This is a genomic window from Leptolyngbya sp. DQ-M1 (assembly GCF_039962505.1).
GTDB lineage: Bacteria > Cyanobacteriota > Cyanobacteriia > Leptolyngbyales > Leptolyngbyaceae > Leptolyngbya.
Genome location: NZ_JAMPLJ010000004.1, coordinates 285,666 through 304,897, shown reverse-complemented (window position 1 = coordinate 304,897; position 19,232 = coordinate 285,666). Strand labels below are relative to the sequence as shown.

The 19,232-nt window shown below is 48.3% G+C and carries 15 protein-coding genes; 10 read left to right on the top strand and 5 right to left on the bottom strand.

Annotated elements, in window-relative coordinates:
* Positions 1-226: 226 nt before the first annotated feature.
* Positions 227-3,796, bottom strand: coding sequence for an alkaline phosphatase (locus tag NC981_RS14715; RefSeq protein WP_348243642.1), 3,570 nt, complete (start codon positions 3,794-3,796; stop codon positions 227-229).
* Between the two features lie 445 nt (positions 3,797-4,241).
* Positions 4,242-4,889, bottom strand: coding sequence for a lipoyl(octanoyl) transferase LipB (gene lipB, locus NC981_RS14710; RefSeq protein WP_348243641.1), 648 nt, complete (start codon positions 4,887-4,889; stop codon positions 4,242-4,244).
* A gap of 197 nt (positions 4,890-5,086) precedes the next feature.
* On the opposite strand from lipB, the gene raiA reads away from it, so the two are divergent.
* The 7 genes from raiA to ftsH all read left to right on the top strand — a co-directional run bounded on the left by raiA (position 5,087) and on the right by ftsH (position 12,998).
* Complete coding sequence (raiA, locus tag NC981_RS14705; protein ID WP_348243640.1) at positions 5,087-5,737, top strand: ribosome-associated translation inhibitor RaiA; 651 nt, start codon at positions 5,087-5,089, stop codon at positions 5,735-5,737.
* A gap of 322 nt (positions 5,738-6,059) precedes the next feature.
* Entirely contained in the window at positions 6,060-8,093 is a 2,034-nt protein-coding gene (locus NC981_RS14700; RefSeq protein ID WP_348243639.1) for an elongation factor G, read from the top strand.
* A 162-nt stretch (positions 8,094-8,255) separates the two neighbouring features.
* Positions 8,256-8,837, top strand: coding sequence for a cytochrome b/b6 domain-containing protein (locus NC981_RS14695; RefSeq protein WP_190377700.1), 582 nt, complete (start codon positions 8,256-8,258; stop codon positions 8,835-8,837).
* Positions 8,838-8,842: 5 nt separating this feature from the next.
* Positions 8,843-9,544 (top strand): molybdopterin-dependent oxidoreductase, encoded by a 702-nt coding sequence (locus NC981_RS14690; RefSeq protein WP_348243638.1) that lies wholly within the window; start codon positions 8,843-8,845, stop codon positions 9,542-9,544.
* A gap of 84 nt (positions 9,545-9,628) precedes the next feature.
* The gene (gene rph, locus NC981_RS14685; RefSeq protein ID WP_348243637.1) at positions 9,629-10,360 is read left to right on the top strand and encodes a ribonuclease PH; all 732 of its coding nucleotides are present in this window, start codon (positions 9,629-9,631) and stop codon (positions 10,358-10,360) included.
* Positions 10,361-10,507: 147 nt separating this feature from the next.
* The gene (locus NC981_RS14680) at positions 10,508-10,960 is read left to right on the top strand and encodes an ATP-binding protein (protein WP_348243636.1); all 453 of its coding nucleotides are present in this window, start codon (positions 10,508-10,510) and stop codon (positions 10,958-10,960) included.
* A gap of 130 nt (positions 10,961-11,090) precedes the next feature.
* Entirely contained in the window at positions 11,091-12,998 is a 1,908-nt protein-coding gene (gene ftsH / locus NC981_RS14675) for an ATP-dependent zinc metalloprotease FtsH (protein ID WP_348243635.1), read from the top strand.
* A 436-nt stretch (positions 12,999-13,434) separates the two neighbouring features.
* Here ftsH and groL read toward each other — a convergent pair whose 3' ends face one another.
* Together groL and NC981_RS14665 are read right to left on the bottom strand one after the other, a co-directional pair.
* Positions 13,435-15,102, bottom strand: coding sequence for a chaperonin GroEL (groL, locus tag NC981_RS14670; protein ID WP_348243634.1), 1,668 nt, complete (start codon positions 15,100-15,102; stop codon positions 13,435-13,437).
* Between the two features lie 92 nt (positions 15,103-15,194).
* Positions 15,195-15,575 carry a hypothetical protein gene (locus tag NC981_RS14665; protein ID WP_348243633.1) on the bottom strand — a complete coding sequence of 127 codons (381 nt, stop codon included), beginning with the start codon at positions 15,573-15,575 and terminating at the stop codon, positions 15,195-15,197.
* A 98-nt stretch (positions 15,576-15,673) separates the two neighbouring features.
* Here NC981_RS14665 and NC981_RS14660 point away from each other — a divergent pair, with 98 nt between their 5' ends.
* From NC981_RS14660 to NC981_RS14650, 3 genes are all read left to right on the top strand, one after another.
* The gene (locus NC981_RS14660) at positions 15,674-16,006 is read left to right on the top strand and encodes a thioredoxin family protein (protein WP_190377693.1); all 333 of its coding nucleotides are present in this window, start codon (positions 15,674-15,676) and stop codon (positions 16,004-16,006) included.
* Between the two features lie 9 nt (positions 16,007-16,015).
* On the top strand, positions 16,016-17,179 hold the full coding sequence (locus NC981_RS14655) for an LL-diaminopimelate aminotransferase (protein ID WP_348243632.1): 1,164 nt from the start codon (positions 16,016-16,018) through the stop codon (positions 17,177-17,179).
* A gap of 96 nt (positions 17,180-17,275) precedes the next feature.
* Complete coding sequence (locus NC981_RS14650; RefSeq protein WP_348243631.1) at positions 17,276-18,286, top strand: Npun_R2821/Npun_R2822 family protein; 1,011 nt, start codon at positions 17,276-17,278, stop codon at positions 18,284-18,286.
* A gap of 47 nt (positions 18,287-18,333) precedes the next feature.
* Here NC981_RS14650 and NC981_RS14645 read toward each other — a convergent pair whose 3' ends face one another.
* Complete coding sequence (locus NC981_RS14645; protein WP_348243630.1) at positions 18,334-19,152, bottom strand: prohibitin family protein; 819 nt, start codon at positions 19,150-19,152, stop codon at positions 18,334-18,336.
* Positions 19,153-19,232 lie beyond the last annotated feature (80 nt).

Sequence of the window (19,232 nt, the reverse complement as noted above, 5' to 3'; positions counted from 1 at the left end):
GGGCAGGATCGAGCCTAAACGCAGCGAGGAAATCCGTCGAGCTGACGTTAAAAGATGTTGCATACTCCTGCCCGAGTCATACCGAATTAAACATAGAATGCGACAGATCATACTCAAAGTCCCCCAGAATGGGGGATTTAGGGGGCGAGAATCTGTCGCATCCACAAATCAATCTGGTATCAGTTCAGAAAGAGAGCAGGCTGTTTTCAATCTGCTCTCCTTCACGCTAAGCAATCAACATAAAGCTAGATTGTGTCAGACTGCTTGCTTGAACTCCCACTAACGTTGCTAACAACTCATTGCTAGTTCCCGCTTGAATGAGCGTATTGTTAGCATTCGCACCTGTCCCTTGGAGAAGGCTTAACCGTCCAAAGGTCAATCCCCCTGACAGAGCAATCTTATCGCCTTCGGAGATGTTGAAGTCTTGGATTGTGTCAGAACCATTCCCTGTTGCTAGCGCAAACACATCAGCTTCTGTACCGCCTACCAGGATGTCACTGCCGAGGCCGCCATCGAGATAGTCGAAGCCAGCACCGCCGCGCAGAAGATCATCACCGCTAAGTCCGAAGCTGCGATCGTCACCCCCTTGAGCATTCATTACATCATTCGAGCCGTCAAACCCGCTCACCGTATTATCTAAATCATTGAAGAAGGTCACAGAATTGCGGTTCAGGATTTGAGCGAGATCTGCATCGGCTCTGAACACATCAAAGCTATCTTCAACACTGCTCTGCCCGTCAAAGATCAATTTTCCAAGGTCAATAGATGCTCCTGTTGCTTGACTCAGATTATTTAGATTCTCCGAGTGAAAATTTCGTAGAATCACACCTGTATTGGCAACACCCTCAAAGCTGATCACAAGATCATCACCTTGCTCAGTCAGCAACAGATTGCGAGCCGTCAAATCCGCACCCCTAAATTGAATTGTGTCTGCTTCAGCGATCGTGCTTTCTGAAGGATCAACACCGACACCACCAAAATTCACAACAGCTAGATAACCCTCGCCTGTCGTTACTTCAGCCGTCTTTTGTCCACCCTCAGCCTTAAGCACCTCCGAAAACCGTACCCCAAACATCGTTTGGTACATGAGACGGTAAATTTCAGTGTTGTCTAAAGTACTGGGCAGTAGGTCGGCATTCATACCATAAGCTTTGGAAACGATGCTACCCGGAAAGTCGGGTGTCCCAACCCAGCCGACTCCAAAATTCCCCATCGGGCCATCCAAACTATCCATTGATGCAAAAGGTTTCCAAGGAGCGTCAGCGCTCGCTGTGCTGCCATTCACACCATCGAGGAAATTCCGAGTCGTGTTTGTCGTGGTGGGATTGACATTAATGAAAGGAACTTCAGTTTCGCTATCGAGCAATTCTGGCGTGGTAATCGCGCTTCCGGTCGGACGAGTGTAAGGTTTAAACTGGGAAACCTGCAACCCTCCAGCATCACTATCAGCAGCAGTAATAACTAACGTGTTGGGGTCTTGTGTATTCACGTAATTCATCGCAACCCCGATCGCCGCATCCGCCCGTCGGACTGCTTCAACCGTTCCAACGGCATTGTTGTTGTTCGCGAAGTTATCGCTTCCTTCCTCTTCAACTACTGCAAAGAAACCATCCGGGTCTCGCTGAATAATTTTGAGAGAGGCATCGAGCATTTCCGCAACTGTCGGAGCGGTTTCGACATAGAGCGGCTTCGGATTTGCTGTATTTAAGCCCAAGGCTTCTTCGGTACGATCGTCAAACGTATGAATCGCAGAAAACACGCCTAAGAGCTTTTCTGGTGGGGTTGAGCCATTCACCGCAGCATTCATCTGCTCCTCGGTGTAGACTACCGTGTAGCCTAAAGACTGTGCTAGTTCGATCAAGTTAGTACTTGGGCGACGCTCTGGGCGGCTTTCACTGGCATCTAATTCAGCCGTGACGTGAAAGCCGGTCGTTCCTTTGGGGAGCATGTAAAGCTCACCACCCCCCAAAATCACATCCGTACCAGAGCGAATCACTTGTTCAATGATTTCAGAAAACTTGTCTCGCGATCGGATATCGTCACCTAAACGATTTGTGGTTTCAGCCGCAAAGGCAGCAGAGCCTGGTTCTGCCAAATGTCCGGATTGAATCAAAGCAGTTGCTTTTCCAGCGTCGATCGCTTCTTCGAGAATTGTTTTGCCAGCTTTACCAGACAGTGGGACAATCTCGGTGTTATCTTCCTCCAGACCAAAGGATTCATCAAACACCTTAACACCATTGGCGTGAGTCACAGCACCCGCGTTGGACGTTCCAGTCAGCTGGTTTTCCATGTGTCCCAGGTAAACACCAGCGTTGGACATCATATCCCAGTTCAATCGACCGTCTGGCCCTTTGTCGATATTACGTACCGCCATGTAGTGCGAGGGGCTAGTGCCATCTGGGTGAATAAAGATGACGTTCCCTGTGTCTTTCGTTGCAGCCGGAGCCGGGGTAGGAGGCGTAACGCGAGTGGGCAATTCAGTATTGAACAGCGTCTCGTACATCAACTCGTACATGCCTGTGTTATCCACAGTGGCAGGTAGCTTTTCTGCATTCAGTCCGTGAGCTTTGCTGACGATCGAGCCGCTAAAGTCAGGCGTTCCGACCCAGCCTACAGCAAAGGGAAAAGCATCGCCACTTGCATCAGGAGCTGCAACGAAGGGCGTAGTGTTTGCTCCGGTTTGACCGTCAAGGGGAACAGGACGGGTTGAAGTGGTGAGATTGGCATTGACAGTTCCAACAGGTGCAGCGGGATCATCGCGATCGGTGGTTTGCAATCCGCCTGCATCACTATCTGCGGCGGTTAACAGCAGGGTATTGGAATACTTATTCACAAAGTTTAATGCAATCCCGATCGCTGCATCTGCGCGGCGAACGCCTTCGATTGTTCCAGCCGCGTTGTTGTTGTTGCCGAAGTTGTCGGAGCCTTCTTCTTCGACGATCGCAATGGAGCCATTGTTGAAGTTGGGGTGCTGTTCCATCAACTTCTGGGTGACATCCAACATTTCACCGACCGTTGGAGCAGTTTCAACGTAGAGCGGTTGCCCACGTTGGGCTAGAACTTCTTCAGGTCGATCGTTAAAGGTGTGGACTGGAGCAAAGACTCCTAACACTTTGGTTGGGGGTGTCGGGTACTTGGTGGAATCGAGCAATTCGTTAAGCTGTTCCTCGGTATACACCACGGTGTAACCTAGGCTCTTTGCTAGCTCAATTAAGTTTTCAGAAGGACGTTGCAGCGCGTTGGTACTTAGAGCATCATACTCAGCAGCCGTGCCGTGGAAGCCACTTTGCCCCACGGGGATCATGTTTAGTTCACCGCCACCTAAAATAAAGTCTGCACCAGATAGAATCACTTCTTTAGTAATGTCTGCTAATCGTTGACGAGGGGGAATTCGCTGACCATTGACAGTGATCTCGCCAACTTGAGCCACGAATGCAGCCGTACCGGGTTCATAAGCTGCTCCTGACTGAACTAAAGCGGTTACTTTATTCGCAGCGATCGCTTCTTGAACGATTGTTCTACCTGTGTTGCCAGATAATGACTCAACGGGAGAACCATCGGCATCAAGACCAAACGATTCTGCGTAGGTTTTTGCACCTGTTGCGTGGGTTACGGCACCGGCATTAGAAGTTCCTCCTAACTGGTCTTCCATGTGTCCTAAGTAGACACCTGCACGATCGAGATTGTCCCAGTTTAATCGTCCATCAGGACCTTTATCGATGAAGCGGGTAGCTGCGAAGTGAGAAGGACTTGCACCATCTGGGTGAATGAAAATAACGTGATTACCAGTTGTCATAGTGTCTCAAGGGGAGATTGTATATTGAACTGCTGAGGAACGGGTCTGTACGAAAGCCTGAAAAATTTCCGCATAAAACTTTCCAACGGCTAGTAAGCGTTGGAACATGAAAAGAATGGGAAAAGCTCGATCGAGATATGAGTAAGCAGCGGCTTAATAGTGATGTGAGCCTTTCATTTCTTAATCTCAGATGTTTATCTAAGCTCTAAGAGAAATTACTAAAGCTTCAACACCCACAATTCCACACTAAACAATTCCACACTAAACAATTCCACACTAAGGTTAAGGCTGGTCTAAGGTTTGCTTGTTAATCAGATAAGCTATGTCAGAGAAAATGATCATTGGTAGGACATGCACTAGAACTATACTTTGGCAACTCTCTTAAGTTAAGTAGCTATCATCCAGAAACACTTCGATAAAGATCTTATACCTGCCGCAGCGACGATTATTCGTAGCATTGAGTGAGTGATACCTCAAACACATCTGCGAATGCGATCGCAATTTCTCGCTTCACTTCCTCGATCGTAATTCCTGGTACAAACTGCTCCAAACTTCCCACAGCCTTATCTGCAATGCCACACGGCACAATGCGATCGAATCCACTTAAGCCAGGATTAACATTCAAAGCAAAGCCGTGCATTGTGATCCAACGGCTGACTTTGATGCCGATCGCGGCTAACTTTCGATCTTTTACCCATACTCCGGTCAGTCCCGGAATTCGCGTTCCCATTAACCCATAGACTGCTAACACACGAATAATCACTTCCTCTAACTGCCTGAGATACCAATGCAAATCTTTTTGATAGTAATTCAAGTTCAGAATCGGATAGCCTACAACCTGACCAGGACAGTGATAAGTCACTTCTCCGCCGCGTTCGATGCGATGTAGCTCATACTCAGATTGATTTGGATCGAACTTGAGAAATCCTAAATCTGAACCTTGACCCAATGTGTAAACTGGAGGGTGTTCCAATAATATTAAAACATCATTAAGGTCGGGGTTTTGTTTCCGGGCATCAGCTAGCGATCGCTGCCACTCCCAAGCCAGTTTGTAAGGCATTAAACCTTGAGTGTAGAGAAGACACGATCGCATCTACGTATTAATCCTCAAACATTTCACTCTGGATTACTTTTACAAAAAAATCAAGCGGAATCAAGATGAAATTACCGAACATTTCAAATCAAGAATTGTCAACAGATGCAAAACATTTTTAACCAGATGGTTTGCTCCAATACAAAGTGCTAGTGTGAAGTTAATCACCCACCACTTCACGGGAGGAAATAGCTTATATGAAGCTTGTGATCCAGGGAAAGAACATCGAGATTACAGATGCAATTCGAGAGTACGTTCATCAAAAAATTGAGAAAGCGGTGAGCCACTATCAAACCCTCACAACTGAGGTCGATGTTCATCTCTCTGTTAGCCGCAACCCCCGTCTGGTTAAGCAGATTGCTGAGGTTACGATTTACGCAAATGGAACTGTTGTCCGAGCAGAGGAAGGGAGCGAAAATTTATACGCGAGTATTGATTTAGTTGCAGATAAAATTGCACGTCGTTTAAGAAAATACAAGGAGAAACGATCGAACCATCGCCACGACAAATCTGTTGCAACCGTGGACGATCAGCCGATGATTGAAGATCTGAATCTTGATCGAGAGCCAGAACTTCCAGCGCAAGTTGTTCGCACCAAGTATTTCTCTATGGCGCCGATGACCGTGGATCAAGCGATCGAGCAGCTTGAACTGGTGGGACATGATTTCTATATGTTCCGCAATGTCGAAACGGGTGAGATCAACGTCGCCTACGAGCGCAATCACGGTGGATACGGTGTAATTCAGCCCCGAAATGGCAACGGACACACCCATCAAAACGGACACCAAACCCAACAAAACGGCAGTGGTAAACACACAAGCGACAATGTTGAATCGCTTATAAGATAACAAAAGGGGGTGCGTTCAATCGCGCCCCTTTTTGTTAGGACAGTTTTATTAAGACAATCTGAGGTTTTGATGTAGCGAATCAAAACAGTTTGATAATCCAACATTATCAGTTCTCAGGTTGAACAATCTTTTTCTTTCAACAAGAGCAGATATTTTATCAATCGCTTCAATTTAGGTGCTGAACAGTCTTGATTTTCACACTCTTCACGGTGAAGAATCGAGCCTATGTTTCTGCACTTTGAATTGAAGTAAAGATTGCTATTTCTATTCATGCGATCGCACTGGATACGATCGCGCATTCATTTACTTCTAGGAGGATGGTATGCAAAGTAATTCGATTGGCATCCGAAGCGTGGCGATCGTAGGCCCTTACCTCAGCGGCAAAACGACTTTACTAGAAAGTTTGCTTTGGGTCACAAATGCGGTTACTCGCAAAGGCACAGTGCAAGACAAAAACACAGTCGGAGATAGCAGCCAAGAAGCCCGCGATCGCCAAATGACGGTTGAATTGAACACGGCTTATACCACTTATGAAGGAGTGCGGTTTACGTTCCTCGATTGTCCCGGTTCGGTTGAATTTGCTCAAGAAGCACTGAATGCACTAATCGGTGTGGATGCGGTTGTTGTGGTGTCAGAACCTTTAGTCGATCGCGTTCTCACCTTGTCGCCATTGTTCAAATTCTTGGATGATTGGGAAATTCCGCACTTAGTTTTCTTCAACAAGATGGATCGCGCCGATGTGGACTTTATGGAAGTTCTACACGCGCTGAAAGCGGTTTCAAGTCGTCCATTGGTGCCGCATCAATACCCGATCGGACGCGGAGAAACGCTGACTGGCTTTATCGATTTAGTCACAGAACAGGCTTATCACTATCATCCGGGTGCGCCTGCTGATCCGGTGGCTTTCCCCGCAGACCTCAAAGACCAAGAGCAACTAGCGCGGATGGAAATGCTCGAAACCTTGGCAAATTGGGATGATCATCTCTTAGAAGAACTCCTCGAAGAAATCGAGCCACCCCAAGACGAAATTTTGCAAGACTTGAAGATGGAACTGGGCGCAGATTTGATTGTGCCTGTGTTCTTTGGCTGTGCCGATCGAGACTTTGGAGTACGACCTTTACTCGATGCCTTGCTGCGTGAAACTCCGGAACCAGAAACGATCTCAGAGCATCGTGGCATCAAAGCTGGCAACACCGAAATTGCTCAAGTGCTGAAAACCTACAATACTCAACAGGGCGGTAAGCTTTCGCTGGTTCGAGTGTGGCAGGGAACAATCACGGATGGCATGACCTTAAACGGAGTTCGCATTGGTGGAATGTATCGCTTGATGGGTCAGCAACAACAAAGTGTCAATGCGGCTCAAGCAGGGGAGATTGTTGCGCTGGCTCGGATGGAAGGGATTAAAACTGGAGATACACTCACTACTGGACAAGCCCTCTCACTGCCGAAGCCAGAGCAAATCAAACCTGTCTATGCAATGGCAATCCAGGCAGAGAAGCGCAATGATGAAGTGAAGCTTACTGGAACATTAGCGAAACTGCTTGAAGAGGACTGTGGTATCTGTTGGGAGCAGCATGGCGATACGCATGAAATCATCTTGTGGGGACAAGGCGAAATTCATCTGCAAGTGGCGCTCGATCGCTTACGCCGCAAATACAACCTGCCCATGACCACGCATCTACCGCAAGTTCCTTACAAAGAAACTGTCCGTAAATCGATTAACTCACACGGGCGCTACAAACACCAGACCGGTGGACATGGACAGTTTGGAGATGTGTATCTCGATATTCAACCTGTCACGCGTGGTGAGGGCTTCCAGTTCGGTGAGAAGATCGTTGGCGGTGTGGTTCCCAGGCAATACATTCCTGGTGTTGAAACGGGAGTGCGAGAATATCTCTCACATGGCCCGCTTGGATTCCCGGTGGTTGATGTTGCCGTGACTTTAACTAATGGCTCCTACCACAGCGTTGATAGTTCAGAGCAAGCGTTTAGACAAGCGGCTCGAATTGCAATGCAAGAAGGTATGGCGAAATGTGAGCCTGTGTTGTTAGAACCCATTGTTAAAGCGACAATTTCAGTTCCTTCAGACTTCACCTCGAAGGTGCTGCGATTGTCGAGTGGTCGGCGGGGTCAAGTGCTGGGCTACGATGCCAAAGATGGCTGGGTCGGTTGGGATGATGTGATTGTTCTACTGCCGCAAGCTGAGATGCACGATTTAATTGTGGAACTACGATCGCAAACTATGGGAGTCGGCTTCTTCCAATATGAATTCGATCATCTACAAGAAGTCCCCGATAAGTTAGCGGAGCGAGTTTTGGTGACAACCGGACACAGCAACGGGAATCGATCGAAGTAAGCCTGGTTGATATTTTGCTTGGAAACACTACTGAGCGATCGCAAGGTGAGCCGATCCGTCTACTTCTGTAATTGAAAAGTTCAAACCCGTAGTTTTGTCATTCATACGCTACGGGTTCTTTTTGTGTCACATTAGCAGTATGTGATGTTTTGTGAAGCGCTAATGGAACTCAAAGTTTTACCGAAACAGGCAATTCTGGCAAAAACATTTCATTGGATTAATGTTGTCAGCCTGTTTGTCATGCTGACGAGCGGATTGCAAATCTACAATGCCAATCCGGTATTTGGCGGTAGAGCAGGAATTCCAATTCCGCCACTCTTTACGTTAGGCGGCTGGCTTGCAGGCGGGCGAGATTGGCACTTCGCTGGAATGGGATTGTTTTCGCTGAACCTGCTCTGGTATGGAATTTATGTCGTCGTAACGCGACGGTGGAAGCATCGATTCGTGGGCACAAACGATATCAAAGCCCTGCAAACCGGAAAAAACCCAAAGCGAAAATATTACGCATGGCATCGGGTTGCTTACACGGCGATCGTTCCCATCCTGCTGCTTGCGATTCTGAGCGGCATTGGAATGTATAAACCTGCTCAATTTCCCTGGATTGTCGAGATGTTTGGAGATTGGCAGGCGTTAAGAATTGTGCATTTTTCTAGCGTTCCGACCGTGATTGGATTTGCGATCGTTCATTCCGTTCTCGCGCTCAAAGTTGGTGGCTCTCGCTTGATTGATTCAATGTTTTGGTAGTCGTAATGCAGAATTTTTCGCGGCGTGAATTTCTCAAAATTGCTGGAGTTTCAAGCTCAGGATTGATTCTTGGCGGCTGTGGCGTTCCGATTTTTGCCGACATGGTGGGTGCAGCCACAGAACCGCTCAATCAAAAATTCGAGGAACTATTATTTCAGCCTGAAAAACCTGTTCCTGAATTTGCAGTCAGTCAAATCGAGCCAAATCAGCTTATTGTCAATACGTTTGGCTTTACCCCTGTCCTTGATCCAGCAACCTTCCGATTAATTATTGATGGCGAAGTGAATCAGCCATTATCCCTGAGCCTGAACGACATTTACAAATTACCGCTGACCTCGATGGTCATTCGTCATGTCTGTGTGGAAGGATGGGCAGCGATCGTGCAGTGGGGCGGAGTGCGGCTGCGAGACTTGATCCAACTGGCGCAACCGAAACCGGATGTTAGATATGTTTACTTTCAGTCCGCCGATCGCTATTCCGAAAGCTGGGACTTACGATCGTGCCTGCATCCTCAAACACTGATGGCGTACCAGAAAAACGGCGAACCCCTGCCGATTCAAAACGGGGCACCTTTGCGGGTAGCTTCCCCGATTAAACTGGGATACAAGCAGAGTAAATGGGTAACGCGAATTACCTTAGTCAATCAACTCGGACGATCGCGGGGCTATTGGGAAGACCAAGGTTACGAATGGTTTGCCGGATTGTAACCCGAAATCTGAAGACAATCGGGAATCCCGCCCTCCATTGTTTGCTGTGAGCGATATGCTGAAACACAGATTTGAGGAAACTTCATGCCCTGGCAGCGTCCAGACGGTCGGCAACCCGATCAACTCCGTCCCACCACTTTCACCCGTCGATTTACTAAATTCTCCGCAGGTTCGGTTCTCGTTTGCTGTGGAGATACTCAAGTGCTTTGCACGGCCAGCGTCAAGCCTAAAGTGCCTCGATTTCTCGAAGGTAAAGGGCAAGGCTGGCTCACCGCAGAGTACCGGATGCTACCGGGAGCGACCCCCGATCGCCAAGAACGCGAACTGCTCAAACTCTCCGGACGCACCCAAGAAATTCAGCGCCTGATTGGACGCAGTTTGCGATCGGTGCTCGATATGACAGCACTCGGAGAACGCACGATTACGATCGATACGGACGTGCTGCAAGCCGACGCGGGAACCCGTACCGCTGCTATCACAGGTGCATTTGTAGCGCTGCATGATGCGATCGACTCGTTGATTCAGTGCGGCGACCTCGATCGCTCTCCGATTCGGCATCAAGTCGCCGCCGTTTCGATCGGCTTAATCGAAGGCGATGCGTTTCTCGATTTGAATTACCCTGAAGATGTCACTGCTGACATTGACTGCAATGTGGTGATGAATGATGTCCTAGAAATCATTGAAATTCAGGGCACAGCAGAGCAAGGCAGCTTCACCCGCCGACAATTAGATCAAATCATGGATCTTGCCGAAAAAGGCATCAAAGAATTGTTAGAATTGCAACGGCAAACGCTAGAGATTCATCCCAGTCATTAAAATCCACGCAACAAACTGCTGCGATGTGCCAAATGTTTCAGCAGAGTTCAGGAAAAATACAAAGAATCGCCGCTAAAAAGACACGTATCATAAGTACAGTTAAAAACTGAGACCACTAGCCCCGCGATCGAGTCAACGCATCGGAGTATGTTTCAGCAAGAGCATCTGTCAGTTAACAGTAATCTTACCGTATTGAACCACGTCCAAAGGTGGTTCGAGGGATTTTGGCATCAGCACGACCCTCACTTTCCCCGTCGCGACAATCAGCTTCACCGTCTTAACCTCGCTTTGGCAGAAGGATTCACGAATGCAGTGCGCCACGCTCATTCTGGACTTTCAAATGACACCTCGATTGACATTGAGGTCGCCCTACACGACGATCGTATGGAAATCCAGATCTGGGATTGGGGACAACCTTTTGATCCCAACAATATCCGAGAACCCCAGCCCGGAACTCTACAGGAAGGAGGATATGGCTGGTTCTTGCTGCGCCGCTTAGCCGATGAAGTGAGCTACGATCGCCAGGGACAGCGGAACTGCCTCAGAATTGTAAAGTACACTCCCGAAAGTCGAACGGCTCAGGTGTCGAATTCGTGTTGACGGGGCTAGACTAGAAAAATAGAGACGCTTTTTCAGTAGCATAACGTCTCTTGACCCGCTATAGTTTTCCTGCACTATAGTTTCCCCGTATTATAGTTTTTCACACTGTCCCACAGGCAAAAGGCAACTCATGATGAAAGGCTCCCGCAACCTCGCGCAATCACTGCCCCTCACTAAAGCGAAATCCAAAGTGACAAAAGCTGCGCTTGTGGGCTGGCTGCTAATTCAGACTGTGCTGATGAGTGCTCCGGCAATGGCTCAAGCCCGCCAGAACTTGAACTATACGGGATTGCTAAAAAAAATTGATGCAGGTGAAGTCGAGCGAGTCGAAATTGATGAAGCTCAGAGCATTGCGCGAGTCCGCCTCCAGGGACAGAACAAGAACGAGCCACCGATCGAAGTGCAGCTATTAGAGCGCAATCCAGAGCTAATCGATCGCCTCCGCAAGAATAAGGTATCTTTCGATTCTCAGCCCACCGCCGATAATAGCGTCGTTGTAGGACTGATTGCGAATCTACTACTGTTTATGTTGCTGATTGCTGGATTGCTCTTGATTCTACGTCGATCGAGCAACTCTCCGGGTGGGCCTGGACAGGCGATGAACTTTGGTAAGTCTCGCGCTCGATTCCAAATGGAAGCCAAAACGGGGGTCATGTTCGATGATGTCGCAGGCATCGAAGAAGCGAAAGAAGAACTTCAAGAAGTCGTCGCTTTCCTAAAGAAGCCAGAACGCTTTACGGCGGTAGGAGCGCGAATTCCGAAAGGTGCGCTGCTGGTTGGCTCACCCGGGACCGGAAAGACGTTGCTGGCTAAAGCGATCGCAGGTGAAGCAGGTGTTCCGTTCTTCTCGATCTCTGGTTCTGAGTTCGTCGAAATGTTCGTGGGTGTGGGTGCCTCCCGCGTCCGCGATCTGTTTAAGAAAGCGAAAGAGAACGCACCTTGTATCGTGTTCATTGATGAAATTGATGCAGTAGGACGACAACGGGGTGCCGGAATTGGGGGCGGCAACGATGAGCGTGAACAAACCCTAAACCAGTTGTTAACCGAGATGGACGGGTTTGAAGGCAACGCTGGAATTATCGTCATCGCCGCGACAAACCGCCCAGATGTTCTAGACTCTGCTTTACTGCGTCCAGGACGATTCGATCGCCAAATTACGGTTGACTTACCTGATCGCAAAGGACGACTAAAAATCCTCGAAGTCCACGCCCGCAACAAGAAACTTTCAGATGAAGTGGATTTAGAAAAAATTGCACGTCAAACTCCCGGCTTTTCGGGGGCTGAGTTAGCTAACTTGCTGAATGAAGCTGCGATTCTTACTGCACGTCGTCGTAAAGATGCGGTGACGATGCTGGAGATGGATGATGCGATTGATCGCGTGTCGATCGGGCTTGCGAAAAATCCGCTGCTGGATTCGACTCGGAAGCGAATGACTGCCTATCACGAAATCGGACACGCTTTACTCACGACCATTTTAGATAATGCTGATCCGCTCAATAAAGTGACCATCATTCCGCGGGCGGGTGGAATTGAAGGATTTTCTCAGACGGTTCCCAATGAAGAAACGATCGATAGCGGCTTATACACTCGCGCTTGGATGCTTGATCGGATCAAAGTGATTTTAGGGGGTCGGGCAGTCGAAGCGGAAGTGTTTGGTGAAGACGCGATCGACGCTGGAGCGGCAAGCGACATTGGCAAAGTCACTCAGATCGCTAGGCAAATGGTGACGATGTTTGGTATGTCGGATTTAGGTCCGGTGGCCCTGGAAAGTTCAGGCGGCGAAGTATTTTTGGGGCGGAACATGATGCCACAATCCGAATATTCTGAAGAGCTTGCTAGCAAGATTGATCAGAAGGTGCGCGAGATTGCGAAGTTCTGCTACGCAGAAGCGCGGCGACTGATGCGGGAGAATCGCCCTCTAGTCGATCGCTTAGTTGATGTGCTGCTGGAGCAGGAAACGATCGAAGGCGACCAATTCCGCAAGATTGTTCAAGAATACCGCGATAGCTTATCGCAGACTGCAAGCATTACAAGCTGAGATTAGAAGAAGCCCTTTCAAGATGCAGAAAGGGCTTTTTAGATCGTCTCTAATAACATTCAATTAACGCGAATTCGATAATTTTTTGCGCTTCGTTGTTCACTTGCCCTGGAATAGAATTTGGGGTGAGTCAGCAACGCAGCGAGGAGACTCGTCGAACTTACGTTCAATTAATGTGCGCCTTCCTTGGAGACTCATACCAAATTGATTTTTGAGTGCTACAGATCTTGGAAGCCCCCTAAATCCCCCACTCGTGGGGGACTTCAAGCCAAATCTGTTTCGGATTCTCAAAGTCCCCCAGTATGGGGGATTTAGGGGGCGAAGGATCTGTCGCATCAACAAATTGATTCGGTATCACGTAAAAAAAAGCAGTTGACCGTAAAAAAAGCAGTTGACCGTTTTGATCAACTGCCTCAAAAATCTAAGCGTTGGCAGACTACATCATTCCCATGCCGCCCATACCGCCCATACCGCCCATGCCACCCATGCCGCCCATACCGCCCATATCAGGCGCAGCAGCAGACTTCGGTTCAGGCTTCTCAACCACAAGTGCTTCAGTTGTCAGCACCATCCCCGCGATCGAACCTGCATCTTGAAGTGCCGATCGCACCACTTTTGCCGGATCAACAATCCCCGCAGCTAAAAGATCTTCGTACTGGTTGGTCAGCGCGTTATAGCCCTGGTTAAAGCTCATTTCTCGCACTTTCTCAACCACGACAGATCCTTCAACTCCTGCGTTATCGGCAATTTGGCGCAATGGAGCATCGAGCGATCGCACAATGATATCAACACCAATTTGCTCTTCCGGATTAAGACTCGCTTTCAACTCTTGCAGCTTGCTCGCTAGGTGGATCAGCGACACGCCACCCCCCGGAACAACCCCTTCAGCGACCGCCGCTTTAGTTGCGTTCAGCGCATCTTCGATCCGGAGTTTGCGATTTTTTAGTTCGGTTTCGGTTGCGGCTCCAACTTTAATGACAGCAATCCCACCTGATAACTTAGCAATCCGTTCTGCGATCTTTTCCTTGTCGTACTCAGAATCACTGCGCTCAACTTCTTGACGCAACTGAGCGACACGCTTCTGCACATTCTCACCACTGGAATTATCAGAAACGATCGTGGTCGCATCCTTGGTTACGATGATTCTTCTGGCTGTTCCTAGCATTTCTGCTGAAACTGCATCTAAGCTGAGACCAATCTCTTCTGAAATCACTTGTCCATCGGTGAGAACCGCAATATCTTGCAGCATTTGTTTGCGGCGATCGCCAAAGCCCGGTGCTTTGATCGCCACCACATTTAACACACCGCGCAGACGGTTCACCACCAGCGTTGCCAGTGCTTCTCCTTCCACATCTTCCGCAATGATCAATAGGGGTTGACCCGCTCTTGCGACTCGCTCTAATACCGGAACCAATTCTTGAATCGAATTGATTTTCTTGTCGCACAGCAAGATTGCCACGTTTTCGTATTCGACAATCAAGCGTTCGGTATCGGTGACAAAGTAGGGCGAAAGATAACCGCGATCGATTTCCATCCCCTCAACCACTTCGAGTTCAGTTGCCAAGGATTTCGATTCTTCAACCGTAATCACACCATCGCGACCGACTTGATCCATTGCAAACTGAATCATCTGTCCGACTTCTTCGTCGTTTCCAGCCGAAACGGTTGCCACTTGAGCAATTTCGGTGCCTTCAACGGGTTTCGCTGCTGCTTGAATCTCAGTGACCATTTTAGCGATCGCTTTGTCCATGCCGCGCCGTAAGCTAATCGGGTTTGTGCCTGCGGCAACGTTCTTTAAGCCTTCGCGAATCATGGCTTGAGCGAGAACCGTTGCGGTTGTGGTTCCATCTCCGGCTAAATCTTTGGTTTTAGAAGCAACTTCGCGGATCAAAGAGGCTCCCGTGTTTTCGAGTGGGTCTTCGAGTTCGATTTCTTTTGCGATCGTCACCCCGTCATTCACAATCTGAGGTGCGCCGAATTTCTTTTCCAATAAGACGTTCCGACCCCGTGGCCCTAACGTGACGCGCACTGCATCCGCGAGCGCGTTTACGCCGCGCTCTAGCGCCTGCCGGGACTCTTCATCAAAGACAACAATCTTTGCCATAAATTTTAGCCAGTTCTCCACCTAGAAATTTAGCACTCACTGGGACAGAGTGCTAAAGACTCGGAAGATCGGAAAACCGTATGCTCTAGAAATTATTGGGATTTTAGGTACTGCTTCAAGCTCAATAACGTTGCCGTTTGTCCAAGGCTGATCGGCAAAAGCGAAATTCCTTCGAGGCGGGATTGTACCCAACCGTTGCCCCATGCCCATTCATGAAAGCCATCAATTCCTTGACTCAGAAGAAATCGAATCCGGTTTGGTTCTGCAAGTTCGACTTCGTGCTGAATGGTAACAAGCCCAATTCGTCCAGTTAACTTTGTGCCGGGAGTGAGCGTATCTGAGATACCGATCGAGAACCGCTCAAACCACAGCCAGTTCTGTAATTCTTTCACTTGAGTCAAACTTTTCGTCAGCGCTTCTTCCGAGGCTTCGAGTTCAATGCGGAGGCTGCTTTGCTGAAATGTGCCAAACATAGTCAAATCGACCCGTACCGTACTGTTTCAGTATGGCAGATCGGCAGAAGGGAGCGCAGGGCTTTAAAATTGATAAGTCGTTATTTGTGACTGTCGAGATGAGTAGCGTTCTTGTGATTAGTGACGCAGAGTTTGAAACTGAAGTAATGAACGCCGCTCAGCCTGTGCTGGTGTATTTTTGGGCAGAGTGGTGCGGCCCCTGTCGATTGATGGCTCCGGTGATGAATGCGATCGCGGCGGAGTATGGCGATCGTTTAAAAGTGATCAAGATGGAGGTTGATCCCAATCCTGAAAGCGTGGCGAAATGCAAGATTGAAGGCGTTCCGGCGTTTCGGGTTGTGCAAAAAGGTGAGATTACACAATCGGCAGAAGGTGCGATGAATAAGGAGAAAATCAAAGACCTTTTAAATCAAAGTTTGATTACCGCGTAAGAGGGAAAAATGCAGTTTGCCAAACGCTTAGAGCCGCTTCAAGCTAATGTTTTCGCAGATATGGATCGTGCTAAGTCGAAGGCGTTATCTGCAGGACAGGACATTATTGATCTATCGCTGGGATCGTCTGATTTGCCAACCGAACCGCACGTCATTCAGGCGATCGAACAGTCCTTGCATGATCCTTCGACGCATGGTTATTTGTTGTTTCACGGCACACGAGCGTTTCGACAAGCTGCAGCGCGTTGGTATATCGATAAGTTTGGGATTGCGGTTGATCCAGAGACTGAAGTGTTAGCTCTGGTTGGATCGCAGGAAGGAACAGCTCATTTACCCTTAGCTGTGTTAAATCCGGGTGATTTTGCCCTGTTGCTTGATCCCGGATATCCGTCTCATGCGGGCGGAGTTTATTTAGCGAGTGGGCAAATCTACCCGATGCCGCTTCGGGCTGAGAAGGGGTTCCTTCCAGTCTTTGAAGAGATTCCGTCTGCTGTGTTGGCTCAGTCTCGGATGATGGTTTTGAGCTATCCGCACAATCCGACGACTGTGATCGCGCCTCTGTCTTTTTTCCAAGAAGCAGTGCAATTCTGCCAAACTCACGATTTAGTGCTAGTTCACGATTTTCCTTACGCCGATTTTTATCTCGGCTCTGATCCGATGCCCTCAGTGCTGCAAGCTGATCCAGAAAAATCAGTGTCAATCGAGTTTTTCACTTTCTCAAAGTCCTATAAGATGGGCGGTTTTCGCGTGGGTTATGCGATCGGGAACGCAGACTTAATTCGAGCATTGAGACAAGTTAAAGCAGCGATCGACTTTAATCAATATCGAGGCATTTTGAATGGGGCGATCACAGCCCTAACCGGAGATCAATCCGGAGTGCAAAAAGCGGTTGAAATTTATCGGCAGCGGCGGGATGTGTTTGTCGATCGCTTGCATCAGATCGGTTGGAAGGTGCCGATGCCTGAAGCGGCAATGTATGTTTGGGCAAGGCTGCCGGAACCTTGGGTGAAGGATTCGATCAACTTTGCGGTCAAACTTGTAGAAGCTACAGGCGTTGCAGTCTCTCCGGGTGCAGGGTTTGGTAAATCCGGCGAAGGATATGTAAGATTTGCGCTGGTGCATGAGCCGGAGCGATTAGTCGAAGCGGTCGATCGTATCGCTAAGTTTTTGTAGAAGTGAATCGGCTTCTAAGAATTGCGGGAACGAGTGTTAGATTTCAAATCACTTGTCGCATACTGTGAACGAACTCGTAGACAGTGAGCCGTTAAAGTGACCTCTTTTGGAATCTATACCCTTGCAAATGATGCAGTCTTTGATCAGCTTGTTGCCCTGCTAAACAGCATTAAAGCAAACGTTGATCCGGATATTCCTGTCTGCGTGATTCCCTTTGACGATCGCCTCGATCGCGTCAAGGCGGAAATTCAGGCGCGTCCGAATGTGACCCTATTCCAGAATCAGTCATCAATCGATCGTTGGGAAAACTTCGCTCGTGAGTTTGTTAAGGCTCACCCAGAAGCACAACGCACTCAGCAGGCTCATCCTCGTTGGTACAAAGGCAAACTGCATCGTAAATTTGCAGCATTCGACGGGCAGTTTGAGCAGTTCGTCTTTTTTGATGGAGACAGTCTAGCAATGAAGCCTTTGACCCAAATTTGGGAGCGGCTAAAACTGTATGACTTTGTGTTTGATGACTGGGAACATGCTAAGTCAAGCCAGAATGCAGCCCTGAACATTCCGCTAATCGAAGCAACGGGCGCGTTTACAGAATCTGAAATTCGTCCTAAACTCCATTGTTCTAGTTTCTTCGGGTCAAAACGTGGAATTTTTGATGATCAAGAGCTGGCAATCCTACAAAAGCAGATCGCGATGCAAGCTGGGGCAGCATGGGTGAATAATCAGGGTTGGTGGGACGATGCCTTTTTATTTAATTACATGACCCTTCGATGCGATCGCCCCCTGTTTAACTTCACCCTCAGTCCGAATGGTCAAGAGCGGACTGGAAACTGTGCGAATCGAGATCCATTTGTTTTAATCGATCATGTTCTTTACAATGAACAAGGGCTGAAACCAATCCATCGGATTCATTACATGGGCTATTCTTCTACTGACTTTGCAAGATTGTGTCACGGAGAAGATGTAGAGATTCGATACAAAGAGGTTTTCTTGCACTACCGATTTCTCGACCGACCAGAGCAGAAACCATCGGTTCTAAAACCTCCTAGTGTTCTCACTAAAACAGGTCGATTGTTTCAAAGAGCAGCACAGAAACTTTTGAGGTAGTTTTTTTAAGATTAGTCTCTGACACTAGCAAATCGCAGAGATAACTCTCAAGGCTGCAACATTACAGGCGCTTTCTGATCCCCACTCAACACAATCACTTTTGAATTCTGAGATGTCGCCAGTTGTTGCATAGCTTCAATTTGCTTAAATCGCAGGGCTTGATCGGTCAATCCTTGCGACAGAATTCTCTGTGCATCTGCGTTTCCTTGAGCTTCGATGCGTTTGCGATCGGCTTCTTGCCGCTCTCTGTCGAGAACAAACTTCATGCGCTGGCTTTCTTGCTCAGCTTTGAGTTTTTCCTGTACCGATCGTTCTAGCGCTTCAGGAAGCTTGACATTCCGGAGGGGCGCTTCTTCGATAATGATGCCGCGATCGCGCAAGCTCTTGTTCAGATTGTCGCGAAGCTGCTGTGCAAGTTTTTCTCGATCGCTGGTGTAAAGGGTTTTCAGTTCATAAGTTGCAGTTGCACCTCGAATCAGCGATCGGATCTGAGGGGTAAGAATGACCTCTTCGTAATTCGTGCCCACGGTTTGATAAAGCTGTTTTGCCTTTTCAGAGTCAATACGATAAAGCACGCTGACATCGACATTCACCATCAAGCCTTCTTTGGTTGGAGTTTCCAGGGTTTCTTTGACTTCGCGAATTCGTGTTGAAAACTTGGTTAACCGAGCCAGTGGATTTTTGAGGTGAATGCCTGGAGTGAGGGGTTGAGCTGACACTTGACCGTAAAGATCAACAATGCCAATTTCTCCAGTTTTAATCACCGTCACACAGCGTAGAAGGGCAACCAGTCCACCAAATCCAAGCAAACCAGACACAACTAGCATCGGAATCATTGTTTTGCGATTCAGCGCAAATGCTTGCATATCAATTGTCTTTTATGAGTTGGATAGAGTTAGCTTGCCCAAAAGCGATCAGATGCTTTCTATGAAGCCTCTACAAGCAC

Excerpts from the sequence above, each read along its gene's own strand:
- raiA (WP_348243640.1), top strand. The coding sequence starts at position 5,087 with ATGAAGCTTGTGATCCAGGGAAAGAACATCGAGATTACAGATGCAATT.
- NC981_RS14660 (WP_190377693.1), top strand. The coding sequence starts at position 15,674 with ATGAGTAGCGTTCTTGTGATTAGTGACGCAGAGTTTGAAACTGAAGTA.
- lipB (WP_348243641.1), bottom strand. The coding sequence starts at position 4,889 with ATGCGATCGTGTCTTCTCTACACTCAAGGTTTAATGCCTTACAAACTG.
- NC981_RS14665 (WP_348243633.1), bottom strand. The coding sequence starts at position 15,575 with ATGTTTGGCACATTTCAGCAAAGCAGCCTCCGCATTGAACTCGAAGCC.
- NC981_RS14715 (WP_348243642.1), bottom strand. The coding sequence starts at position 3,796 with ATGACAACTGGTAATCACGTTATTTTCATTCACCCAGATGGTGCAAGT.
- groL (WP_348243634.1), bottom strand. The coding sequence starts at position 15,102 with ATGGCAAAGATTGTTGTCTTTGATGAAGAGTCCCGGCAGGCGCTAGAG.
- NC981_RS14695 (WP_190377700.1), top strand. The coding sequence starts at position 8,256 with ATGGAACTCAAAGTTTTACCGAAACAGGCAATTCTGGCAAAAACATTT.
- rph (WP_348243637.1), top strand. The coding sequence starts at position 9,629 with ATGCCCTGGCAGCGTCCAGACGGTCGGCAACCCGATCAACTCCGTCCC.
- NC981_RS14680 (WP_348243636.1), top strand. The coding sequence starts at position 10,508 with ATGTTTCAGCAAGAGCATCTGTCAGTTAACAGTAATCTTACCGTATTG.
- NC981_RS14645 (WP_348243630.1), bottom strand. The coding sequence starts at position 19,152 with ATGCAAGCATTTGCGCTGAATCGCAAAACAATGATTCCGATGCTAGTT.
- NC981_RS14690 (WP_348243638.1), top strand. The coding sequence starts at position 8,843 with ATGCAGAATTTTTCGCGGCGTGAATTTCTCAAAATTGCTGGAGTTTCA.
- ftsH (WP_348243635.1), top strand. The coding sequence starts at position 11,091 with ATGATGAAAGGCTCCCGCAACCTCGCGCAATCACTGCCCCTCACTAAA.
- NC981_RS14655 (WP_348243632.1), top strand. The coding sequence starts at position 16,016 with ATGCAGTTTGCCAAACGCTTAGAGCCGCTTCAAGCTAATGTTTTCGCA.
- NC981_RS14700 (WP_348243639.1), top strand. The coding sequence starts at position 6,060 with ATGCAAAGTAATTCGATTGGCATCCGAAGCGTGGCGATCGTAGGCCCT.